Annotated in this window: 20 protein-coding genes; 18 read left to right on the plus strand and 2 right to left on the minus strand. The window is 58.7% G+C overall.

All coding sequences use genetic code 11. The annotated features are described in order from the left end of the window. Positions 1-8: 8 nt before the first annotated feature. Positions 9-719 carry a transcriptional regulator NanR gene (locus ASC97_RS24845; RefSeq protein ID WP_057470996.1) on the minus strand — a complete coding sequence of 237 codons (711 nt, stop codon included), beginning with the start codon at positions 717-719 and terminating at the stop codon, positions 9-11. Between the two features lie 186 nt (positions 720-905). Between ASC97_RS24845 and oiaX the strand changes: the two genes are divergently transcribed. The 13 genes from oiaX to ASC97_RS24910 all read left to right on the plus strand — a co-directional run bounded on the left by oiaX (position 906) and on the right by ASC97_RS24910 (position 15283). Then, a complete protein-coding gene (gene oiaX, locus ASC97_RS24850) occupies positions 906-2162 on the plus strand; it encodes a 3-oxo-isoapionate-4-phosphate decarboxylase OiaX (RefSeq protein ID WP_057470997.1) in 1257 nt (418 codons plus the stop codon). Between the two features lie 4 nt (positions 2163-2166). Continuing rightward, complete coding sequence (locus ASC97_RS24855) at positions 2167-3501, plus strand: four-carbon acid sugar kinase family protein (RefSeq protein ID WP_057471138.1); 1335 nt, start codon at positions 2167-2169, stop codon at positions 3499-3501. Between the two features lie 101 nt (positions 3502-3602). Beyond that, a complete protein-coding gene (locus ASC97_RS24860) occupies positions 3603-4430 on the plus strand; it encodes a phosphogluconate dehydrogenase C-terminal domain-containing protein (RefSeq protein ID WP_057470998.1) in 828 nt (275 codons plus the stop codon). Positions 4431-4509: 79 nt separating this feature from the next. After that, positions 4510-5451: a D-ribose ABC transporter substrate-binding protein gene (locus tag ASC97_RS24865; RefSeq protein ID WP_057470999.1), complete on the plus strand. Its 942-nt coding sequence runs from the start codon at positions 4510-4512 to the stop codon at positions 5449-5451. 74 nt (positions 5452-5525) lie between these two features. Next, positions 5526-6170, plus strand: a complete 645-nt coding sequence (locus tag ASC97_RS24870) for a DUF2291 family protein (protein ID WP_057471000.1) — start codon at positions 5526-5528, stop codon at positions 6168-6170. Next, complete coding sequence (locus ASC97_RS24875) at positions 6167-7711, plus strand: sugar ABC transporter ATP-binding protein (protein ID WP_057471001.1); 1545 nt, start codon at positions 6167-6169, stop codon at positions 7709-7711. The genes ASC97_RS24870 and ASC97_RS24875 overlap by 4 nt, the downstream gene beginning before the upstream one ends. Beyond that, entirely contained in the window at positions 7708-8772 is a 1065-nt protein-coding gene (locus tag ASC97_RS24880) for an ABC transporter permease (protein WP_057471002.1), read from the plus strand. The genes ASC97_RS24875 and ASC97_RS24880 overlap by 4 nt, the downstream gene beginning before the upstream one ends. Positions 8773-8774: 2 nt before the next feature. Further along, entirely contained in the window at positions 8775-9809 is a 1035-nt protein-coding gene (locus tag ASC97_RS24885) for a Gfo/Idh/MocA family protein (RefSeq protein WP_057471003.1), read from the plus strand. Beyond that, positions 9806-11698, plus strand: a complete 1893-nt coding sequence (gene apnL / locus ASC97_RS24890) for a D-apionate lactonase (protein WP_057471004.1) — start codon at positions 9806-9808, stop codon at positions 11696-11698. The genes ASC97_RS24885 and apnL overlap by 4 nt, the downstream gene beginning before the upstream one ends. Positions 11699-11939: 241 nt before the next feature. After that, positions 11940-12440 (plus strand): BA14K family protein, encoded by a 501-nt coding sequence (locus ASC97_RS24895; RefSeq protein ID WP_057471139.1) that lies wholly within the window; start codon positions 11940-11942, stop codon positions 12438-12440. 679 nt (positions 12441-13119) lie between these two features. After that, positions 13120-13740, plus strand: a complete 621-nt coding sequence (locus tag ASC97_RS24900; RefSeq protein ID WP_057471005.1) for an iron-containing redox enzyme family protein — start codon at positions 13120-13122, stop codon at positions 13738-13740. A gap of 126 nt (positions 13741-13866) precedes the next feature. Further along, positions 13867-14535, plus strand: a complete 669-nt coding sequence (locus tag ASC97_RS24905; RefSeq protein WP_057471006.1) for a GntR family transcriptional regulator — start codon at positions 13867-13869, stop codon at positions 14533-14535. A 73-nt stretch (positions 14536-14608) separates the two neighbouring features. Continuing rightward, a complete protein-coding gene (locus tag ASC97_RS24910; protein WP_057471007.1) occupies positions 14609-15283 on the plus strand; it encodes a GntR family transcriptional regulator in 675 nt (224 codons plus the stop codon). A gap of 9 nt (positions 15284-15292) precedes the next feature. Here the strand turns inward: ASC97_RS24910 and ASC97_RS24915 are convergent, their stop codons facing one another. After that, positions 15293-17188, minus strand: coding sequence for a bifunctional sugar phosphate isomerase/epimerase/4-hydroxyphenylpyruvate dioxygenase family protein (locus tag ASC97_RS24915; RefSeq protein ID WP_057471008.1), 1896 nt, complete (start codon positions 17186-17188; stop codon positions 15293-15295). Positions 17189-17441: 253 nt separating this feature from the next. Here ASC97_RS24915 and ASC97_RS24920 point away from each other — a divergent pair, with 253 nt between their 5' ends. The 5 genes from ASC97_RS24920 to ASC97_RS24940 all read left to right on the plus strand — a co-directional run bounded on the left by ASC97_RS24920 (position 17442) and on the right by ASC97_RS24940 (position 20985). Then, entirely contained in the window at positions 17442-18272 is an 831-nt protein-coding gene (locus ASC97_RS24920) for a transporter substrate-binding domain-containing protein (protein ID WP_057471009.1), read from the plus strand. A 108-nt stretch (positions 18273-18380) separates the two neighbouring features. Beyond that, on the plus strand, positions 18381-18824 hold the full coding sequence (locus ASC97_RS24925) for a type II 3-dehydroquinate dehydratase (RefSeq protein ID WP_057471010.1): 444 nt from the start codon (positions 18381-18383) through the stop codon (positions 18822-18824). 31 nt (positions 18825-18855) lie between these two features. Continuing rightward, positions 18856-19524, plus strand: coding sequence for an amino acid ABC transporter permease (locus tag ASC97_RS24930; RefSeq protein ID WP_057471011.1), 669 nt, complete (start codon positions 18856-18858; stop codon positions 19522-19524). Between the two features lie 9 nt (positions 19525-19533). Further along, positions 19534-20175 (plus strand): amino acid ABC transporter permease, encoded by a 642-nt coding sequence (locus tag ASC97_RS24935; RefSeq protein ID WP_057471012.1) that lies wholly within the window; start codon positions 19534-19536, stop codon positions 20173-20175. Between the two features lie 81 nt (positions 20176-20256). Further along, positions 20257-20985 carry an amino acid ABC transporter ATP-binding protein gene (locus ASC97_RS24940; RefSeq protein ID WP_200959544.1) on the plus strand — a complete coding sequence of 243 codons (729 nt, stop codon included), beginning with the start codon at positions 20257-20259 and terminating at the stop codon, positions 20983-20985. Positions 20986-21008: the final 23 nt, after the last annotated feature.

A 21008-nucleotide genomic window follows, 5' to 3' on the forward strand; every position in this document is an offset into this window, starting at 1 on the left:
CGGATATCCTAGTCTCGACTCGTATAAAGAGCACTCGATCGCTCAAGATGCTTGAGAACGGCCGCTTCGGCGCCATCGGCGTCATGCGCTGCCAGCCGCTCGAGTATTTCCTGGTGTTCGACAAGGGTAAACTTCTCCTTGCCCGTCCAGATCAGCATTTCGGTATGGTACGCCTTCAGCCATGCGAGCATGGCTTCGCTTACGGCAACGAATATCGGGTTGCCTGAGATCTGTGCAATTCGGGTATGAAACTGCATGTCGGCCGCGATAAATTCCTGGGCATTGCCAAGGGCGCTGCGCTGATTGTCCAGAATCTCTCTAAGGTCGCGGATATCAGCTTCCGTTGTTTTGGCGGCCGCTTCACGCGCCATTCCGCGCTCAAAGAAAATGCGCGAGCTTTTCAGATGCTCCAGGGAATCGGATGATTGTGACAACATGATCTTTGCAGTCAAGTCGACCTGCCGCAAAATCGACTTGGCGGTCAATCGGAGGACCTTCGCACGTTCTCCATGGGAGATGCTGACCAATCCCATATTCGCTAGCGATTGCATTGCTTCGCGAATGGCGGGGCGTCCCACGCCAAACCTTTCCATGAGAACGCGCTCGGAAGGCATTTCATCGCCAGGCTGAAGTTCGCCCGACGTTATCATCCGCTCCAGCCGGTCAAAGACCTCATCGGACAATTTACGACGGACGATCTGTTCGATTGGCTGGTTCATGGTCTCTCGCTGGCTCAAAATGTTCCCCTCTCCTTATGCATCTTCGAACGCCTGCAAGAAAGTCCGACATTTCGAATAGCTCGGGATGGAAATTTATCGTTGCAGAAAATGGAATACTCATTATACCAGATCACAAGTTGATGCCATGGCAAAGATGTCCGCGGCAGGAGGAACAACGGGCTCGAAATGATGATTACGCTGACCTACCGCATCGAAACCCCTAGCAGCGTCGAGGCCATGGCGGCCAAGATCGCCAGCGACCAGTCAACTGGCACCTTCGTTGCTGTTCCCGGCGAAACCGAAGAGCTGAAGGCCCGCGTCGCCGCACGCGTTTTGGACATACGACATCTGCCGGACACGGATTTCCCGACCTGGCCAGAAGTCGCTCCTGGACATGGTCCACTTCGCCGCGCTGACGTCGACATCGCCTTTCCGCTCGATGCGATCGGGACCGACCTGTCGGCTTTGATGACGATCGCGATTGGCGGCGTGTTTTCGATCAAGGGCATGACTGGCATCCGTGTCGTGGACATGAAACTGCCGGCGGCGTTTAGATCAGCGCACCCTGGCCCGCAGTTTGGACTTCCTGGCACCCGTCGCCTGACTGGCGTCGATGATCGGCCAATCATCGGAACGATCGTCAAGCCCGCCCTTGGCCTTCGACCGAAGGAGACTGCTGCCCTCGTCGGCGAGCTCATTCAATCCGGCGTGGATTTCATCAAGGACGACGAGAAGCTGATGAGCCCCGCTTATTCGCCTCTCAAGGAACGCGTCGAGGCAATCATGCCCATGATCCTCGATCATGAGCAGAAGACCGGTAAAAAGGTGATGTATGCCTTCGGCATCTCACATGCCGATCCCGATGAAATGATGCGCAACCATGATCTCGTTCTCAATGCGGGCGGGAATTGCGCTGTCGTCAACATCAACTCCATCGGCTTTGGCGGCATGAGTTTCCTCAGGAAGCGGTCCGGCCTGGTGTTGCATGCCCATCGGAACGGATGGGATGTTCTCACCCGCGATCCGGGGGCTGGCCTCGATTTCAGGGTTTACCAGCAATTCTGGCGTCTTCTGGGTGTCGACCAGTTCCAGATCAATGGCATTCGCGTGAAATACTGGGAGCCTGACGAAAGCTTCGTCCAGTCCTTCAAGGCAGTCAGCACGCCGTTGTTCGACATGGTCGATTGCCTGCCGGTTGCCGGCTCCGGACAATGGGGCGGACAGGCAGCCGACACATATCAGCGCACCGGCCGGACGACGGACCTGCTCTATCTCTGTGGCGGCGGGATCGTCAGTCATCCGGATGGCCCTGCTGCCGGCGTGCGCGCCGTGCAGCAAGCCTGGCAGGCGGCCGTCGCCGACATCCCACTCGAGGAATATGCCAGAGATCATCCCGAGCTTGCAGCCTCGATTGCGAAATTCGGCGATGGCAAGGCTGCGTGACGCCATGGCAAAGCCTCTTCTCAGCTACTACGGCGATGACTTTACCGGCTCCACGGACGTCATGGAGGCCCTCGCATCGAGCGGCGTATCGACGGTCCTGTTTCTCGGACTTCCCACGGACGCCACGGCCGAGCGTTTTGCGGACTACCGGGCCTTCGGAATTGCCGGGACCAGCCGGAGTGAAACCCCTGACTGGATGGACGAGCACCTGCCCGCAATCTTCGAGTGGCTAAAGTCGCGCGGTGCCGACATTTGCCACTACAAGGTCTGCTCGACCTTCGATTCCAGCCCTGAGATCGGCAATATCGGCAAGGCGATCGAGATCGGCAGGACCGTCTTTGGTGATCAGCCGATCGTTCCGGTAATCGTCGGTGCGCCGCAATTGAAGCGCTACACGGCCTTCGGGCATCTCTTCGCAGCCTATCAGGATCAGGTCTATCGCATTGATCGTCATCCGGTCATGAGCCGCCACCCGGTGACGCCGATGGACGAAGCCGATCTTGCCGTGCATTTGGCGAAACAGACAACGCTTCCCGTTGCCCTTGCAGACCTTGCCACCATAGCCGCATCCGATGCGGATCAGCGCATGGACAAAATCACCGCCGCAATCTCCGGTATCATGCTGATCGACGTCGACAGCGCACAGTCGCAGGCGTCCGCCGGCCGGCAACTTTGGCGGGCTAAACGTCAGCCTGGCTTGTTTACCGCAGGCTCGTCCGGTGTCGAATACGCGCTGCTTCAAGCGTGGAAGGCGGAGGGCATACTCGGTAAGCAGCCGGAATTTCGCACGCCCGGAAAAGTCGAGCGGCTTGCCGTCGTCTCGGGAAGCGTCTCTCCGACGACGGAACGCCAGATCCGCGATGCGACCAAAAACGGCTTCGACGGCATCGGCGTCGATCCCCTCGAGTTGGTGGGCGAGAACCGTGATCGGTCGATCGATGCAGCCGTCGAAGAAGGTGTCACCCGGCTGAAAGCGGGGCGCAGCGTCGTTCTGCACACCGCCCTTGGACCGGAAGCAGACCGCGGCAGCGAGATTGATCGGCTCCCAGGAGCTCGCCATCAGCTTGGATCGGCCCTTGGGATCATTCTCAGGCGCCTCGTGGAGAGGGAAACCCTCAACCGCGCTGTCGTCGCCGGTGGGGATACCTCGAGCCACGCCCTGAAAGAGTTGCGCATCGACGCGCTGACAACATTGCTTCCCCTACCCCAAACACCCGGCTCACCCCTCTGCACGGCTCATGGTAACTACACGCCGACCAATGGATTGCAGGTGGCATTGAAGGGCGGACAGGTTGGTAGCGATGGATATTTTTCGCAGATCCGTGACGGAAGCCAATAGTCGTCATCTATCGGCCGGCACCCCTAGTGTATGATGACATGGTGATTGACTCATCATACCAGTTAAGCTAGGAATTCAAAAAACGTACGAGGTGAGGAAACATGACTTCAATTGCTCTCTTTGGGGCCGGCGGCAAAATGGGCTACCGGCTCGCAAAAAACCTCAAGGGTTCCCGGTTCGACGTGCGCCATGTCGAGGTCAGCGACGCCGGGAAAGCGCGGCTGAAGAACGATCTGGGGCTGGAATGCCTGGCGACTGACACGGCTCTTGATGGTGCTGATGTTGTTATCCTGGCTGTGCCGGATACGGCCATCGGCAAGGTTGCTTCCAGCATCGTTGACAAGCTGAAGCCCGGCACCATGGTCGTGGCTCTCGATGCCGCCGCACCTTTTGCCGATCACCTGCCCAAGCGTGCCGATCTCACCTATTTCGTCACCCACCCCTGCCACCCGCCGATCTTCAACGACGAGACGGAAATGTCGGCAAAGAAGGACCATTTTGGTGGCCTCTTTGCCAAGCAGCATATCGTCTCGGCGCTGATGCAGGGTCCGGAGGACGCCTATGGGCTCGGCGAGGAAATCGCGAAGGTGATCTGGGCACCCGTCATGCGCTCGCATCGGGTGACCGTGGAACAGATGGCGATGCTTGAGCCCGGTCTTTCGGAGACGGTCTGTGCCTCGCTTCTGGTTGTCATGCGTCAGGCAATGGACGAATGCGTTGCACGTGGCGTGCCGGCGGAAGCTGCCCGCGACTTCCTGCTCGGGCACATGAACGTGCTGGGCGCGGTCATCTTCAAGGAAGTCGATGGTGTGTTTTCCGACGCCTGCAACAAGGCGATCGAATTTGGCATCCCTGCTTTGATGCGGGATGACTGGAAAAAGGTCTTCGAACCTCAGGAGATTGCCGAAAGCATCCGGCGGATCACCTGACAACACATCCCGGGAGGGGAACACCCCTCCCTTTGCCGCCCTGCTGGGAACAGGGCTTGTTTCATATTGGGAGGAAACCATGAGACTGACACGCAGACTGACTGTCGCTGCCTTCGTAAGCGCACTTGCACTGGGGACTGCAATGCCCGCCTTTTCGGCCGACCTGATCGCCATTATCACGCCGGCCCACGACAACCCGTTCTTCAAAGCTGAAGCCGTCGGAGCCGAAGCCAAGGCGAAGGAACTGGGCTACGAGGCGCTTGTCATGACCCATGACGATGACGCCAACAAGCAGTCTCAGATGATCGATACCGCAATCGGTCGCGGTGCCAAAGCCATCATCCTCGACAACGCCGGCGCCGATGCGACCGTCGCGGCTGTCAAGAAGGCCAAGGACGCGGGCATTCCGTCGTTCCTCATCGACCGAGAGATCAATGCGACAGGCGTCGCCGTTGCGCAGATCGTTTCCAACAACTACCAGGGCGCTCAGCTCGGCGCGCAGGAGTTCGTCAAGCTGATGGGTGAGAGGGGCAATTATGTCGAACTCGTCGGCAAGGAATCCGACACCAATGCTGGCATCCGGTCGCAGGGCTACCATGACGTCATTGACGACTACCCCGACCTGAAGAGTGTCGCCAAGCAGTCCGCCAACTGGAGCCAGACAGAAGCCTACGCAAAGATGGAAACCATCTTGCAAGCCAATCCCGACATCAAGGGCGTGATCTCTGGCAATGATACGATGGCCATGGGCGCGATCGCTGCATTGCAGGCCGCTGGCCGCAAGGACGTAATCGTGGTCGGCTTCGATGGCTCCAACGATGTGCGCGACTCGATCAAGGCAGGCGGCATCAAGGCAACCGTATTGCAGCCTGCATACGCGCAGGCTCAAATGGCTGTCGAACAGGCCGACGCCTACATCAAGACCAAGGCGACACCCAAGGAAGAAAAGCAGCTGATGGATTGCGTTCTTATCAACACAGACAACGCAGGCGCGCTCGAAACCTTCGCTGTCACCAACTAAAGACGGTTCAGGCCAATGGCGAAGAGCGCGAATGGCGTTCTTCGCTTTTTATCCTATCCCACGGAGTTTCTTGGATGGCGAGGGTGAAGAGCGCGGTTGTGATCGCATTGCTTGCGATGACACTGCCGGGCTGCAAAATTATCAAGACGCCGACGGCAGAGGAAAAGGCAGCCGAGATTGCAAAGGGCGCCTTTGATCCTACAGCAAAAGTCGAAGCCATCTGGCAGTCGCAGGCTATCCCCTATCTGGAAAAGCGCGCCGGCGACCTTAAGGACGTCGTGGCATTGGCCGCGTCCGCTCCCGACCAGGCCGGTGAGAAATATGGCAACACACACAAGCAGAGCAGCGCCCCCTGGACGTATGCGGTCAAGCTTACCGGGAAAATCGTAGCGGCAGACACCGCGTCGCGCGCCGCAACGATCGATATCGATACCGATGGCGACCGGAAAGCCGATGCGAAGGTGCAGATCGGTCCGGCGATCCGAGGCACTGCCCTGCGCGACACGCTGGAGTTCGTGAATTTCAACGAGTTCAAGAACCAAATCGAGTGGGCGCAGTTCGGCAAGGCCTTCAATGAGAAGGTCGACACCGCCGTTCTGGCGTCTCTTCCGCGTGATGGACTGGACGGCAAGCCGGTGAGCGTGACGGGCGCCTTTCCGCTGCCCGCGTCCGGTCAATTGCCCTTGATCACCCCTTCGCAACTGACGGTGGGGCAATGAGGGATCCAATCCAACAGGACGTCATCCTGCGTCTCGACGACGTGTCCAAGGTCTATTCGGGCATCGTCGCCGTCAAGCGCGCCAATCTCGAACTGCGGCGCGGCGCGGTCAACGTGCTCGTTGGGGAAAACGGTGCCGGCAAGTCGACCTTGATGAAGATCATTGCTGGCGTCGAGCGTCCGACACTTGGCCGCATCGTCCTCGATGGTAAACAGGTCTCTTTCGACAACCCGGCCGACGCGCAGGCGAGCGGCATCGGAATGATTTTCCAGGAGCTCAATCTCTTCGCCAACATGACGGTTGCCGAAAATATCTTTGCGACCCGCGAGATTACCCGGGGCATTAGGGGTATTGACCACAGGGCGCAGATCGAACAGGCCAACGCGTTTCTGCGACGGCTGGATGCCGGCATCAATGCCAAGACAATGGTCGAGGATCTGCCGATCGGCCAGCAGCAGCTGGTCGAGATTGCCAAGGCGATGTCGCTGAACGCACGGATCCTGATCATGGACGAGCCGACGTCCGCTCTGTCCGCGGCCGAAGTCGAGATCCTCTTCAAGGTTATTTCGGAATTAAAGGCGCAGGGCGTCGCCATCGTCTATATCTCCCACCGGCTCGAAGAACTGATGCGGATCGGCGACTACATCACGGTACTTCGCGACGGTCAGATCACCGGCCAGGCGATGGTGCGCGACATCGATACCAAATGGATCGTGCGCTCGATGATCGGATCGGACGCCAAGGATTTCGCCAAGGCGGTCGATCATCCCCTTGGAGCGGAGGCATTTCGGGCCGAGGAGATCAGCCTGCCGCGAAGAACAGGCGGCCTCGCCGTTGATCATGTCTCTCTCTCGGTCCGCGCAGGCGAGATCCTTGGCATCTATGGATTGATGGGTGCCGGTCGAAGCGAGTTCTTCGAGTGCGTCATCGGCAGGCATCGGCATTCCACAGGAAAGATCTTCATCGACGGCTCGGAGGTTCCGGAACGCGACACCACCCGCCGGATTCGGCGTGGGCTCGCCCTGATCCCGGAAGATCGCCAGCGTGAAGGCCTTGTTCAGGTGTTGTCGATCGCAAGCAATCTGACGCTCGCGAGCCTGCGGCGCTTTACCCGGATATTCCATATCAAGGCCAGCGCCGAAAAGCAGGCAATCGGTGAGATGATCCGCGACCTCTCGATCAAGGCTCCCAATCCCGATTTCGAAGTCACATCGATGTCGGGCGGCAATCAGCAAAAGGTTGTGATCGGGAAAGCCTTGATGACGAACCCCAAGGTCCTCTTGATGGATGAGCCAAGCCGCGGCATCGACGTCGGCGCCAAGGCGGATGTGTTTCGCACCATGCGTAGGTTGGCCGGCAAGGGCCTCGCAATACTATTTTCAACCTCCGACCTTGAAGAGGTCATGGCTCTCTCCGACCGTATCGCCGTGCTGAGCAACGGCAAGCTGGTCGCTGTCTTCGACAGACACGAAGCGACGGAAGAAGCCATCATCGCGGCATCCGCCAAAGGCCACGGACAAACAGGAAAGCTCGCGTCATGACGGCGGACACCTCTTCCACATTCGGAGCCAAGCGGTCGAACGGCTCCGTCCTTCTGACCCTGATGAAGCTCAGAACCTTCATCGCGCTTTTTGCCGTGATCATCTTCTTTGCGATATTCGCACCGAATTTCACCTCGACCGCCAACATGATCCTGATGTCGAAGCACGTCGCACTCAACGCCTTCCTGGCAATGGGCATGACCTTCGTCATCATCACAGGCGGCATAGACCTTTCGGCCGGCTCGATCGTAGGACTATGCGGCATGGTCGCCGGCGCCCTCATATTGAACGGGGTCGAATTGCCGATCGGCTACACCATCTTCTTCAACATGTACGAGATCGTGCTGATCACTCTGGCCGTGGGTCTGGCGATCGGCCTGATCAATGGGCTTTTGATCACCAAGCTCAACGTCGCGCCGTTCATCGCAACACTTGGCACGCTTTACATAGCCAGAGGTCTCGCCCTCCTATCATCCGATGGCCAGACCTTCCCCAATCTCGTCGGGCGGCCCGAATATGCGACCACCGGCTTCGACGTCTTCGGCGCCGGACGCATATTTGGCCTGCCCGTATCGATCTGGATCCTGATCGTGCTTGCGTTGATCGCTGCATATGTTGCACGTTCGACCCCGATCGGAAGGCATATTTTTGCAGTCGGCGGCAATGAACGGGCTGCGCGCATGTCCGGCATTCGAGTGGATGTCGTCAAGATCTTCGTCTACATGTTCTCAGGGCTTTGTGCTGCGATCGTTGGCCTTGTGATCTCGTCCGAACTGATGGCCTCACATCCGGCCACCGGCGAAAGCTTCGAGCTGAACGCAATCGCCGCGGCTGTGCTTGGTGGGACATCGATGTCCGGCGGGCGCGGAACAATCGGGGGTACGATCATCGGTGCCTTTGTCATCGGCATTCTTTCTGACGGCTTGGTTATGATGGGCGTTTCATCGTTCTGGCAGATGGTCATCAAGGGGTTGGTGATCATCATCGCGGTGGTCGTCGACCAAGCGCAGCGGCGGCTTCAGCAGCGCGTGACCCTGATGCAAATGGCAAAGGCAGGCTAGGCATGGCGGATTTGAATGGTGCGCTCATCGGCTGCGGCTTTTTTGCAGTCAACCAGATGCATGCATGGCAGGACGTTGCGGGCGCAAAGATCGTTGCGATTTGCGACCGCGATCCCCAGCGTCTGAAGATCGTCGGTGATCAGTTCGGTATCGAGCGCCGCTACAGCGATGCCGCGCAGATGTTTGCCGATGGTGGCTTTGATTTCGTGGATATCGCGACCACGGTTCAGAGCCACCGCGCTTTGGTGGAGATGGCCGCCGCGCACAAGATCCCTGCGATCTGCCAGAAACCCTTTGCCAAGACGCTTGATGACGCCAAGGCCATGGTGAAGGTTTGCGCGGATGCCGACATTCCACTCATGGTGCATGAGAATTTCCGCTGGCAGACGCCAATACAGCACGTCAAGAAAGTGCTGGAGGACGGGATTGTCGGCGATCCCTTCTGGGGTCGCTTCTCATTCCGGTCCGGCTACGATGTCTTTTCCGGCCAGCCCTATCTCGCCGAAAGCGAACGCTTCATCATCGAAGATCTCGGCATCCATACGCTCGATATCGCGCGGTATATCCTCGGCGATGTCACGCAGCTCAGCGCACGCACGAGGCGCATCAACCAGTCGATCAAAGGCGAGGATGTCGCGACCATTCTGCTCGATCATGGAAGCGGCGCGACCTCGATAGTCGACGTCAGTTATGCGTCGAAACTCTCGACGGAGCCCTTCCCGGAAACCCTGATCGAACTGGATGGAACCGAGGGCAGCATAAGGCTCACGCAGGGTTACCGCCTTGAGGTCAATGGCAGGAATGGCACCGAGGTGTCGGACGTTTCGCCAAGGATGCTCTCATGGGCATCGCGTCCCTGGCACAACATCCAGGAAAGCGTGTTTGCCATCCAGCAGCATTGGGCCGATTGTCTTTCCGTGGGCGGCGAGACATCGACATCGGGTGCGGACAACCTCAAGACCTTTGCTCTTGTCGAAGCGGCCTATGAGAGCGCGGCCAGCGGCCAGGCAGTCGATATCGGATCGATGCTGCGATGAGCGCGGCTGTCGATGCAGTCCTGATCTATGGAACAAACGAGGTCGAGCCGCAGCCAGTGAGCCTGAAGGCCGGCAGGCTGACCGCCGATCTGAGTGGCGGCAATCTTCGCACCATTGCCTATGACGGTGTCGAAGTGCTGCGAGCCGTGTCCTATCTCGTGCGCGACCGCGACTGGGGTACCTATGCCCCAGAGATCGCCGACCTGAAGATCGACCAGCGGGATAATGCTTTTGCGGTCAGCTATGTCGCGCACTGCCACGGGCCGGGTGCGACCGAGCTTATGATAACCGTCCGCATTTCGGCGGAAGCCGGTGCGCCCTTGATCTTCGAGGCTGAGGCACTCTCAAAAGGCGGCTTCGAGACCAACCGGTGCGGTTTTTGTATTCTTCATCCGATCGTGGGCGTTGCGGGAACGCCTGTCCTGGTCGAGCATTCCAACGGGGAGCGCGAGGAGACACGATTTCCCGATCTGATCGAGCCGTGGCAACCGTTCAAGGACATCAACGCCATCACCCATACTGTGATCCCGGGCCTTACAGCCAAGTGTTGTATGGAGGGAGATGTCTTCGAGATGGAGGACCAGCGGAACTGGTCGGATGCGTCCTACAAAACCTATGTCCGCCCTCTCGCGCTCCCATGGCCCTATTGGATACCGGCGGGCGACCCTGTTGTCCAACGCATCGTTCTCGAGATTGTCGACGCCCGCCCCCATACGGCTGAGGCAGGGGCAGTATTGCGCCCGGTCGAGCTTGCCAGGGGAGAACGGCGCGGCCGGATGCCTCCGATTGGGATTATCGTGACCCCGGAGGAAGCGGAGGCTGTCCTAGACGCGACTACAGCGCTTGCCGAAATCGGTCCGCAGGAATTGCTTTTCCATTTTGACCCCGCAGCTGGGCATGATGCGCATGCGTTCAAGCTGTTTGCAGGCGTCCTGGAGCATCATGCGGGCAAGTCGACCCTCGAAATTGCATTGGCATGCAAACGACCCGTTGATCTCGAGACCAGCGAAATTGCCGCGGCGATGCGTGGTGCCGGGTTCAAGCCCGACGCGGTTGTCGTTTCTCCATCCGTCGACCGGCAATCAACGCCGCCCGGGAGCAAATGGCCTGAATGCCCTTCCCTCAGCGAAGTCTACGCTGCTGCCCAGGCCGCCTTTGGGGGAATTTGCCTAGGAGGAGGCATGCTGAGTTACTTCACCGAACTCAATCGCAAGCGCGTACCGCCGGAACCGCTCGACTTCATCAGCCATTGCACGAATCCGATTGTGCATGCCGCCGACGACCTGAGCGTGATGCAAACGCTCGAAGCCCTTCCCTTCATCACACGTTCGGTTCGCGCGATTTATGGCAACAAGCGGTACCGGATCGGACCCTCGACCATTCCGATGCGCCAAAACCCCTACGGCAGCCGCACAATGGACAATCCGGATGGCGTCCGCATGCCGATGGCCAATAGCGATCCGCGTCACAATGGTCTTTTCGCCGAGGCCTTTGCATTCGGTTATGCGGCGAAGGTGCTGGATGCCGACCTGGAATGTCTGACGCTTTCAGCATTGACCGGCAAGTTCGGCCTTCTGGCAGGCCCGTCCGAGCCCGCCGGCGAGGGTGCCCGGCGCCCCCTTTTCAGGGCCGTGAAAACCCTGGCCAGGCTCGCTGGCTGCGAATGGGTAGAATGCACGTCGTCGAATTCCTCGCGGATCCTGGCGTTCATCACGACGGCGCCGACCGCTACGATTTTGTGGATGGTCAACGTGACGAATAGCGCGCAACAGGTCGACCTCGGGCCGTTCCGACGCGCTGATGGGACAATCGGCGGCATGCTTGGCCTGTCGCCCTATGAAGTCACATCGATTGCGCTTGCGGATAGATATTGTACCGAGGAGGCGTAGGGGCAGCCTGCGGAACCCGCGTCGAAATCATTTTGACATGATGGCCGAAAGGGACCAAATTTGTCGTCTGGATGGGCACCCAAACGCCTGAGCGGGCCTCGCTTGAGGATACCTCTCGATGGCGCGGTGCGCTGGGCCCGTCGACGGGCCACGCGGGCAATCACTTTGGCGTGACCGTGATCCAAGGGGGCACAAAACACCGTCTCAGCCGTTTGTCTTGTGAAAGCACAGGGTGATCAAAATGAGCAAGCTCATAGTCTTTTGCCTGTCTCTGGTGGCGGCATTGTCGAGCGTGATGCCAGCGCACGCATTCCCATCCTTCAACGCCCCGACGGTACAGGCTTCGGACCGCCAGCTGATCCAATATCGTGGGCACTACGGCCGTTATTACGGCGGCGGATGGGGCGGTTACCGAAATTATGGTCGCGGCTATTACGGTGGCTATCGACCGTATGGCGGGTATCGCTACGGGCGATATGGAGGCTACTATGGCCGTGGCTTCTATGGTGGCGGGTATTATGGCGGCGGCTACAATGATTACGGACTGCTGTTCGGCGGCTTGGCGACAGGCGCGATCATTGGCGGTGCGCTCGCCCAGCCACGGTATTATTATGATCAGCCACGATATTACGGCAACTCGCATGCCGACTGGTGCTACTCCCGATATCGTTCCTACAGGGCCTACGACAACACCTTCCAGCCGTATTACGGTCCTCGGCGCCAGTGCATCGGTCCCTATTAGGATCACGGTGCCGAAGCCGGAACACCGAGGTCTCGCGGAAGAGCTTGAAACTGCACCATTGTTTTGGGTATTGCTCCCAGAAGCCCGACGACCGGGAGGGCGACGGACGTGGGACAACACTGTTGGTTCCAAAGCCAATCAAAGCCGGAGGCAAATGGCCGCCCGCCAGCTTCGCCACTGCTCGGGGCCCCGGCAGAAATGTACGGTTTATGACAGTTCACGCGTTTCTCGCATTCAATATCTAAACCAGCTGGGCGGGCGTAGGAGACTGCGCCCAACACCGCCATTGGGTGGGTTCCTGCTCCCTCACCGCCGTCGAACAAATACCGGTGAACTTGCCTCCGTTCAATATGCATTGGCCAAACTCGAGGCGGCGGGCATCCACGCCTCTCCACAGGATGCCGAGTAACGCCGGGAAGATGCGCATCGGGCGATGGTCCTTATATCGGCGGTCCGCAACCTCATCCTGCCCGATTTTTCTGCTTACCGCTAAACGGAAATCAACGCGGCAGCCGCGGACTACACATTCGCGCGTATATAAGTCATAACTCATATACGCGCACAGCCTGTCCGTGACCGAATTACATGCGCATGGAGGGGGTTGGCAGAGCCGGTAGAAATTGAACCATGCGAGGTAGCTCCGATGCAGAGCAGTGAACGACTGCGCTTTAGAATGGCTATGACGAACGCACATTTGGGCGAGGCACTCCAGACACTCTGGAGAAGCCCTGATCTTGCACAGCTCTTTCCGGAATATCTGATTCTGCTTCACCAAATCATCCGCGCGAGCGTTCCGATGATGGAAGTGGCGCGGTCGGAAGCACTGAAGCTTTCTCCTTCCGATCCACTCCGCCAGCCGCTTGCCGACTACCTTGCTCAGCATATCGACGAGGAAAAAGACCACGATGAATGGACTCTTGAGGACCTGGGTGCGATTGGCCTGTCGCGGCAGCAGATTCTCGATCGCATCCCCTTGCCGACAACGGCAGCGTTCGTCGGATCGCAATACTACTGGATTTTTCACCATCACCCGGTCGGGCTGCTCGGATACATTTCCGTGCTGGAAAGCGATCCGGGGACCACAGACGTCTATGATGACCTCGAGCGCCGGACAGGACTTCCAAAACCACTGTTTCGTACCTATCGGATGCATGGCGAACTCGACCCCCAGCACGTCAAGGAATTGGATGACTTTATCGATTCCCTGCCGTTGTCCGAAAACCAGATGTCCTTGATGGGCATCTCCGCCATGAGCGCGAGCATCGGTTTGGCGGAATGCGTTTCCCGGCTCACCTCCTGAGAGGCGGGCGGTGGATTGCGGACTATGATATGATAGAATTGTGGTGGGCATTGCGCAAATGGCTGCTTGATCGAGATTGGCAAAAGGCGATATATCCGATGATACCGGAAATATCAGAGACCCTTGATGTCGCAGCAGATCCTGAGTGAGACGATTGCGGAGAGCAGTTATCGGCGAATTCGGGCCGACATCATTTTCGGACGTCTGGCTCCCCGGCAGAAGCTGAAGCTCGAAAGCCTGAAGGATTCCTACGAAACCAGTATCAGCACGCTGCGGGAGGTGTTGAACCGGCTATCTTCCGAGGGCCTTGTCCTTGCTGAGGGACAAAAAGGGTTCGAAGTGTCTCCAGTGTCCGTTGCCGACCTCAAGGAGACGGCGGCACTCAGGCTTCTGCTCGAAACGCATGCGCTGGAGCAGTCCTTCATGTACGGCGACGTGGAATGGGAGGCTCCGCTGGTTTCCGCCCATTATAAGCTGGCGCGGATGGAAAAGGTGATGGCATCCGGCGACACCAGCAAGGCGGAAGACTGGAAGCGCTACGACTGGGAGTTCCACCAGGCGCTGATATCCGCGTGTGGATCGAAGCTACTCATGGAGACGCACTCGGTGATCTTCGACAGATATCTCAGATATCAGATGATCGCCCTATCCTATCGTGGCGAAGTCGCAGCGAACGAACACCAACAACTACTCGACGCGGCGTTGCGGCGCGATGGCGAGACAGCCAAGCAAGTGCTTGCCCTGCATATCCAAGGCGGCGTCGAACACGCGCTGGCGAAGGGCACGCTGAAATAGACACGATACGCGCATGTCTCGTCGTGCTCTGGGCTACCACCCCATCGACGACAGTCCGGTAACAAGGAAAACCATGCTCAAGCACGTCCAAGACCCTGCTGAAACAGTAAGCGATGTCGTTTTCCGGCAAATACGCCAGGACATCATTTCCGGGACATTGCCCCCGGGAACCAAGATCAAGCTGGAACAGGCAAAGGAGCGCTATTCCATCGGCATCTCCTCGCTGCGCGAAATACTGAGCCGTTTGACAACGGAAAATCTCGTTGTCGCCGAAGGGCAGCGCGGGTTTGAGGTCAGTCCCGCGTCGCGACGGGAACTCCTCGAGCTCGCCGATCTCAGGATTGTTCTTGAGACGTATGCGATCGGGCTTGCCTTCGGGGCGGGAAACCTCGAATGGGAAGGGCGGATCGTCGCCGCGCACCACAGGCTGGCTGCTGCTGAACGCAAGCTCCTCGCAGGCGATGTCTCTCGTACCGTCGACTGGGTGCGATATGATTGGGAATTCCATCAGGCGATCGTCTCGGCCTGCAACTCCTCGACGCTGATGGCGACGTTGTCGTCCGTCTTCGACCGCTTCCTTCGCTATCACATGCTGGCTGAAAGCTTTCGCGGAAAGCCTGTAGTCGACGACCACAGGCTTCTGTTTGACCTTGCCATTCAACGTGACGTCGCCGGAGCGACGGACGTTGTCAGACGGCACGTCCAAAGCGGCGTGGAGCATGTGCTGAAGAGCGGCCGTATCCTGTAGGCCGAGAGATCAAAGCGCGTCTTTCGGAATCCCTTCAGGACGCATCTGCTTCTTGAGTGCAGCAATCCGGAAAATCGCGTTGGGCGCGCCGTATCCGCGGTAGCCGCGGCGCTCGACGATCTCGAAAAAGAACCCCTCGCCATACGTTCCGCTGTAGAGCTGGAAATACTCGCCGTGCTCGTCGCGGTCATAGAGGATGTTCTCCGCCTTCAGCCGCTCGGTGAGGGCAGGATCCAGGCCAAAGCGCGCCTCGACGTCGTCGTAGTAATTCGGCGAGATGTGCAGGGATTTGAAACCGCAGGCCCGCAAATTCCCCGCTGTCGCAAAGATATCGTCCGTCGCAAACGCCAGGTGCTGGATTCCCGATCCGAACTTTTCTGCAATAAAGTGCCCTGCCAGGGTGCGGCGATTTTCCGCTCCGTTCATGGTGATCCGGAGTTGCCCGGTCTCGTTTTCGACGACTTGGCTGCGGACCACCCCGGCCGGATCGATGATATCGACCATCGGGGTTTTGCTTGTTTCGAAGATCGACGTGTAGAACAGCAGCCAGGTAAGCATTTCATCATAGGCCACGGTCTGGGCGATATGATCGATACGCAGAAGGCCGGCCGACGCCGCGCAGCTCTCCTGCGCGACCGGCTTGAAGTCGATCTCCGGGAAGCGACCCGACGCGCTCTTGTCGTCAATGAGATAGACGACCCCGCCACCGACGCCGCGGATGGCAGGCAACTCCAGCTCCCCCTCCGAGACAGGCTGAAGGAAGGGTTCCGCATCAAGCGCAAGGGCTCGAGCATACGCCTTTGCGGCATCGTCGACGACAAGGGCGATGGCATAGGCGAATGTGCCATGCACCGCGTAGGCTGCATTCGCAAATCCCGCCTGATCGACATTGACGAGGATCCGGATATCACCCTGCTCGAAGATCGAGACTTTCTTCGTTCGGTGGACCGCGGTCTTGCGAAATCCGAGGGTGTGCAGCAATGCAACCAGCTCGATGGCGTCTTCCTCGTCGGTGGCAAACTCGACGAAGCCGACGCCGTCGACGGATGCCCTCTTCGGCATCGCCGCTCCGGTCAGATATTTATCCCCGAGATCGCGACGCACCTGGTCGCCAAGATAGATCAGGGAACGATGGCCATCGGCGGCGATCGCACGCGAGGAACCGCCCCGAAACTGGTCGTTGAATATCTCGAGCGAAAAATAGCCGTCATAGCCTGTCGCAGCGACGGCTTCCGTAAACGCGGTGACGGGGAGGTCGCCCTCGCCCGGCATGTTTCTGAAGTGACGGCTCCAGTACAGCAGATCCATGTCGATCAGCGGGGCATCGGCGAGTTGGACGATGAATATCTTCTCCTTGGGGATGGAGCGGATGGAGTTGACGTCGATCTTGCGCGATAGCGTGTGAAAGCTATCGAGGATAAGACCCACATTCTGATGATCGGTTCGGCGGACAATTTCCCAGGCATCCCTGTGATCGTTGATATGGCGCCCCCATGCGAGCGCCTCATAACCAACCCTCAGTCCACGCTTGGCGGCGCGTTCGCCGAGTTCCCTGAAGTCGGCTGCCGCGCGGTCGATTCCGCCGATCGAAGCTGGCGAGACGTTTGAACACACGAGCACCAGATCCGTTCCAAGCTCCTGCATCACGTCGAACTTCCGTTCCGCGCGGTCGAACGTGCGGCTTCGAAGCGGTTCGGGCATGCCCTCGAAATCGCGAAACGGCTGAAACAGAGTGATCTCCAAGCCATGATCGCGAACGAGCTTTCCGACGTCTGCCGGACTCCCGTCGAACGCCAGGAAATCGTTTTCAAAGATCTCGACGCCCTCGAAACCGGCGCGGGCGATCGCCTCTAGCTTCTCCGGCAGTTCGCCGCTGATCGTGACAGTCGCAATCGAGGTCTTCATTTCAAAGCCTTTCGCTGTACGTGCGAGGGATTCAATCGGCGCTGGCGCCCGACATTTGCGGCAGCCCCCATCTCGTCCTCTACTATTATTGCAAATGTAGTGAGAATTTCAATTAGATTGGTATATCATAAATTCTCATAGGATTTCGAAAAACTCGGTTGATTTGACGCTCTGTCTCTGGCAATCATTTCTCTCACAGCCAAAGGTGAGGGTGGCTGTCCGGTCGAACGACCGCCAAAGGAGGAGGAATTACATGTTCAAGTCTATGTTGACCCGCCGAAATGTCATGCTTGGAGCCGCAGCCCTGGTGACCGCCGTCACTCTGGCCCAGCCGGCGGCCGCAATTACGCCGGATGAAATCAAGGCCAAGGGAAAGCTCATCGTCGGAATTCAGGGCGACAACCCGCCATGGGGCTTTGTCACCAGCGGCGGCAAGCAGGACGGTCTCGATGCCGATATCGCGACCCTGTTCGGCAAGGAGCTGGGCGTACCCGTCGAATTCGTGCCGCTTGAAGTCAACAACCGCATTCCCGCGCTGACCGCTGGCCGCGTTGACGTTCTCTTTGCAACGATGGCCATGCTGCCGGATCGCGCTAAGGCCGTGCAGTTCAGCAAGCCCTATGTTGCCAATGCCATCGTCCTGATCGGGCCTAAATCGGCCGAGATCAAGACCAATGCCGACATGGCGAAATTCACAGTCGGTGTAGCGAAGGGAGCTGCGCAGGATACGCAGGTGACCAAGAACGCGCCGGCGAACACGACCATCCGGCGCTACGATGGCGACGCAGCGAGCGTCCAGGCTCTTGTTTCCGGCCAGGTCGATACGCTCGGCGGCAATATTTTCTACATGGACCGCGTTGAGAAGGCTCGTCCGGGCGAATTCGAAAACAAGCTTGAATTCCAGAAACTTTACAACGGTGCCTGCACCCGTCTCGGAGAAAAGGAAATCAACGCCGCGCTCAACACCTTCATCGACAAGATCAAGGCGAACGGTGAGCTGAAGGCGGTCTACGACAAGTGGATGAAGGTCCCGGTTCCGACGTTCCCGGAAAGCCTTGACGGCATCCCGTTCGCGGCAAACTGACAGCTCCAACCATCCAAAACTCTATCCAGACGGTGGGCGTCCCGGCGATGCCCACCAATGCCACCACCATGTCGAGAGGCGGCTTGCCCCGCGTCCGGGAGCGCGATCATGAACAAACCAATCTTTGTGCTCAACGGGCCGAACCTCAATCTTCTCGGCCAGCGCGAGCCCACCATCTATGGCACCACTACGCTCGCCGACATCCGCGAGCGATGCATGGCGAAGGCCGAATCCCTGGGATTTACGCTCGAGTTTCGGCAGACCAATTTCGAGGGCGAGCTGGTTGAGAGTGTGCACCAGGCCCGCACGGACGCCTGTGGCATCATCATTAATCCGGCGGCTTATACGTTTACCTCGATCGCGCTTCTCGATGCGCTGAAGACGTTTGATCCGCCCAAGATCGAACTGCATATTTCGAACGTCCATGCGCGCGAGAGCATCTATCACAATTCGCTGATCTCGCGCATCGCAACAGCCATCATGATCGGCTTTGGCGCCGACGGATATGAGCTCGCCGTCCAGGCAATGGCAGGAATGGTCAGGCGGGATTGAACTTCAGGAAAGACCGACCGGAAAGATCGCGATGAACTATAAGTTGGACTTCACTCCTGTCATCGATGGCCTGCCGAGTCTCCTCTTCGGCTGTCTCGGAACATTCCTGCTTGCGATTTGCGGAATGCTGCTCGCAATCGTCATCGGAATTGGCGGGGTTGCGCTGCGAGACTCTCCTCTCAAGCCGGTGCGATGGCTGATCATCTCCTTTGTCGAGCTGATCCGCAACACGCCGTTTCTGGTCCAGATATTCTTCATCTATTTTGCCCTTCCCCTTGCCGGTATCAGGCTCGACCCGACCCCGACGGCGATTATCGCACTCGGCATCAACGGCGGCGCCTACGCAATCGAGATCATTCGCGGTGGCGTCCAGTCCATCCCGAAGGGGCAGATGGAAGCCGGTCTCGCCCTTGGCCTGCACAAGGCTCAGGTCTTCAGGCTCATCATCCTCAAGCCGGCGCTGCGGGCGATCTATCCGTCCCTGACCAGCCAGTTCGTGCTCTTGACGCTGTCCACCAGCATTGCTTCCGCGATCTCCGCCTATGAGCTGACATCCGTTTCCCAGCGTATTGAATCGGAGAGCTTCCGGAGCTTCGAGGTCTACTTCACCGTCACGGTCTTCTATCTCGTGATCTCCTGGCTGATGATGCGCATCTTTGCGCTCTTTTCAGCGCGCTACTTCAAGTATCCCGTCAAGTAGGAGGGTCTCATGGGTCCAGAAGAATTCGTCTTCCTCCTGATCGGCTTGAAATGGACCGTTGTCCTGTCGGTGGTCGGCTTCGTCTGCGGCGGCGTTGCGGGTCTCTGCGTCGCGCTCGCACGAACCTCCGGCATATCTCTTCTCGAGCGCGTGACGGCCGGCTACATTGCGGTCTTCCAGGGAACACCGCTTCTGATGCAGCTCTTCGTCGTCTATTACGGGCTGGCGCTGGTGGGTTTGAGGCTCGACGCCTGGATTGCCGTCGCCGTCGGCTTGACGCTTCATGCCAGCGCCTACCTCGGCGAGATCTGGCGGGGAGCAATCGAGGCGGTTCCGCGCGGCCAGACGGAGGCCGCAAAGGCCCTCAGCCTCAGATACGTATCGCGCACGAAGGACGTTATCCTGCCGCAGGCGCTCCGTATCTCGCTGCCCGCGACAGTCGGCTTCCTGGTGCAGTTGATCAAGGGCACCTCGCTGGCATCGATCGTGGGTTTCACCGAACTCACGCGCGCCGGCAACATCATCTCCAATCAGATCTTCGAACCGCTGACGGTCTTCGGGATCGTCGGAGCGCTGTACTTCGTGATGTGCCTGCCTTTGACCATCCTGGGTGCGCGCCTGGAACGACGATTTGCCGTGTCAGCGCGCTGATCCGCGCGGACTTATGCGCCTTGCCAATATACGTGGAGCTCTACCATGACCGATCTCACTCCTGCGATGAGCGTAGATACCATGATCACGATGGAACGGGTCGAAAAGTGGTTTGGTGCGTTTCAAGCCCTGCATGATATCAACCTGTCGGTGCGCAGGGGCGAAAGGATCGTCTTGTGCGGCCCCTCGGGCAGTGGAAAGTCGACACTCATTCGATGCATCAATCATCTCGAGACCTATAGCAAGGGCGAAATCCGCGTCGGCGGCATGCTTCTCGGCAACCAGGCCAAGACAATCGATGCGATCAGGCGCGAAGTCGGCATGGTCTTCCAGCAATTCAACCTGTTCCCGCATCTGACCGTGCTGCAGAACTGCATGCTTGCGCCGATGCGGGCACTCGGCCTTGGCAAGGCAGAGGCCGAGGAGCGGGCGCGCGGGCTTCTCGAACGTGTCAAAATCCTGGAGCAGGCCGACAAATACCCGGTGCAACTCTCCGGCGGCCAGCAGCAGCGTGTGGCAATCGCCCGCGCCCTTTGCATGCGGCCGAAAGTGATGCTGTTCGACGAGCCGACATCGGCGCTCGATCCGGAGATGGTCAAGGAAGTCCTCGATACGATGATGGGCTTGGCCGATGAGGGCATGACGATGATCTGCGTCACCCACGAGATGGGCTTTGCCCGTCAGGTGGCGGATCGCGTGATCTTCATGGCCAGCGGCGCGATCGTCGAGGAAGCCCCGCCTGCCGAGTTTTTCACCAACCCACGGCATGAACGAACCAGGAAGTTCCTCGGGGAGATCCTTCGGAAGTGAACAGGCCTGGAGGTTGGCAAGTC

The sequence above is a fragment of the Rhizobium sp. Root1203 genome (genome assembly GCF_001424945.1).
GTDB lineage: Bacteria > Pseudomonadota > Alphaproteobacteria > Rhizobiales > Rhizobiaceae > Rhizobium.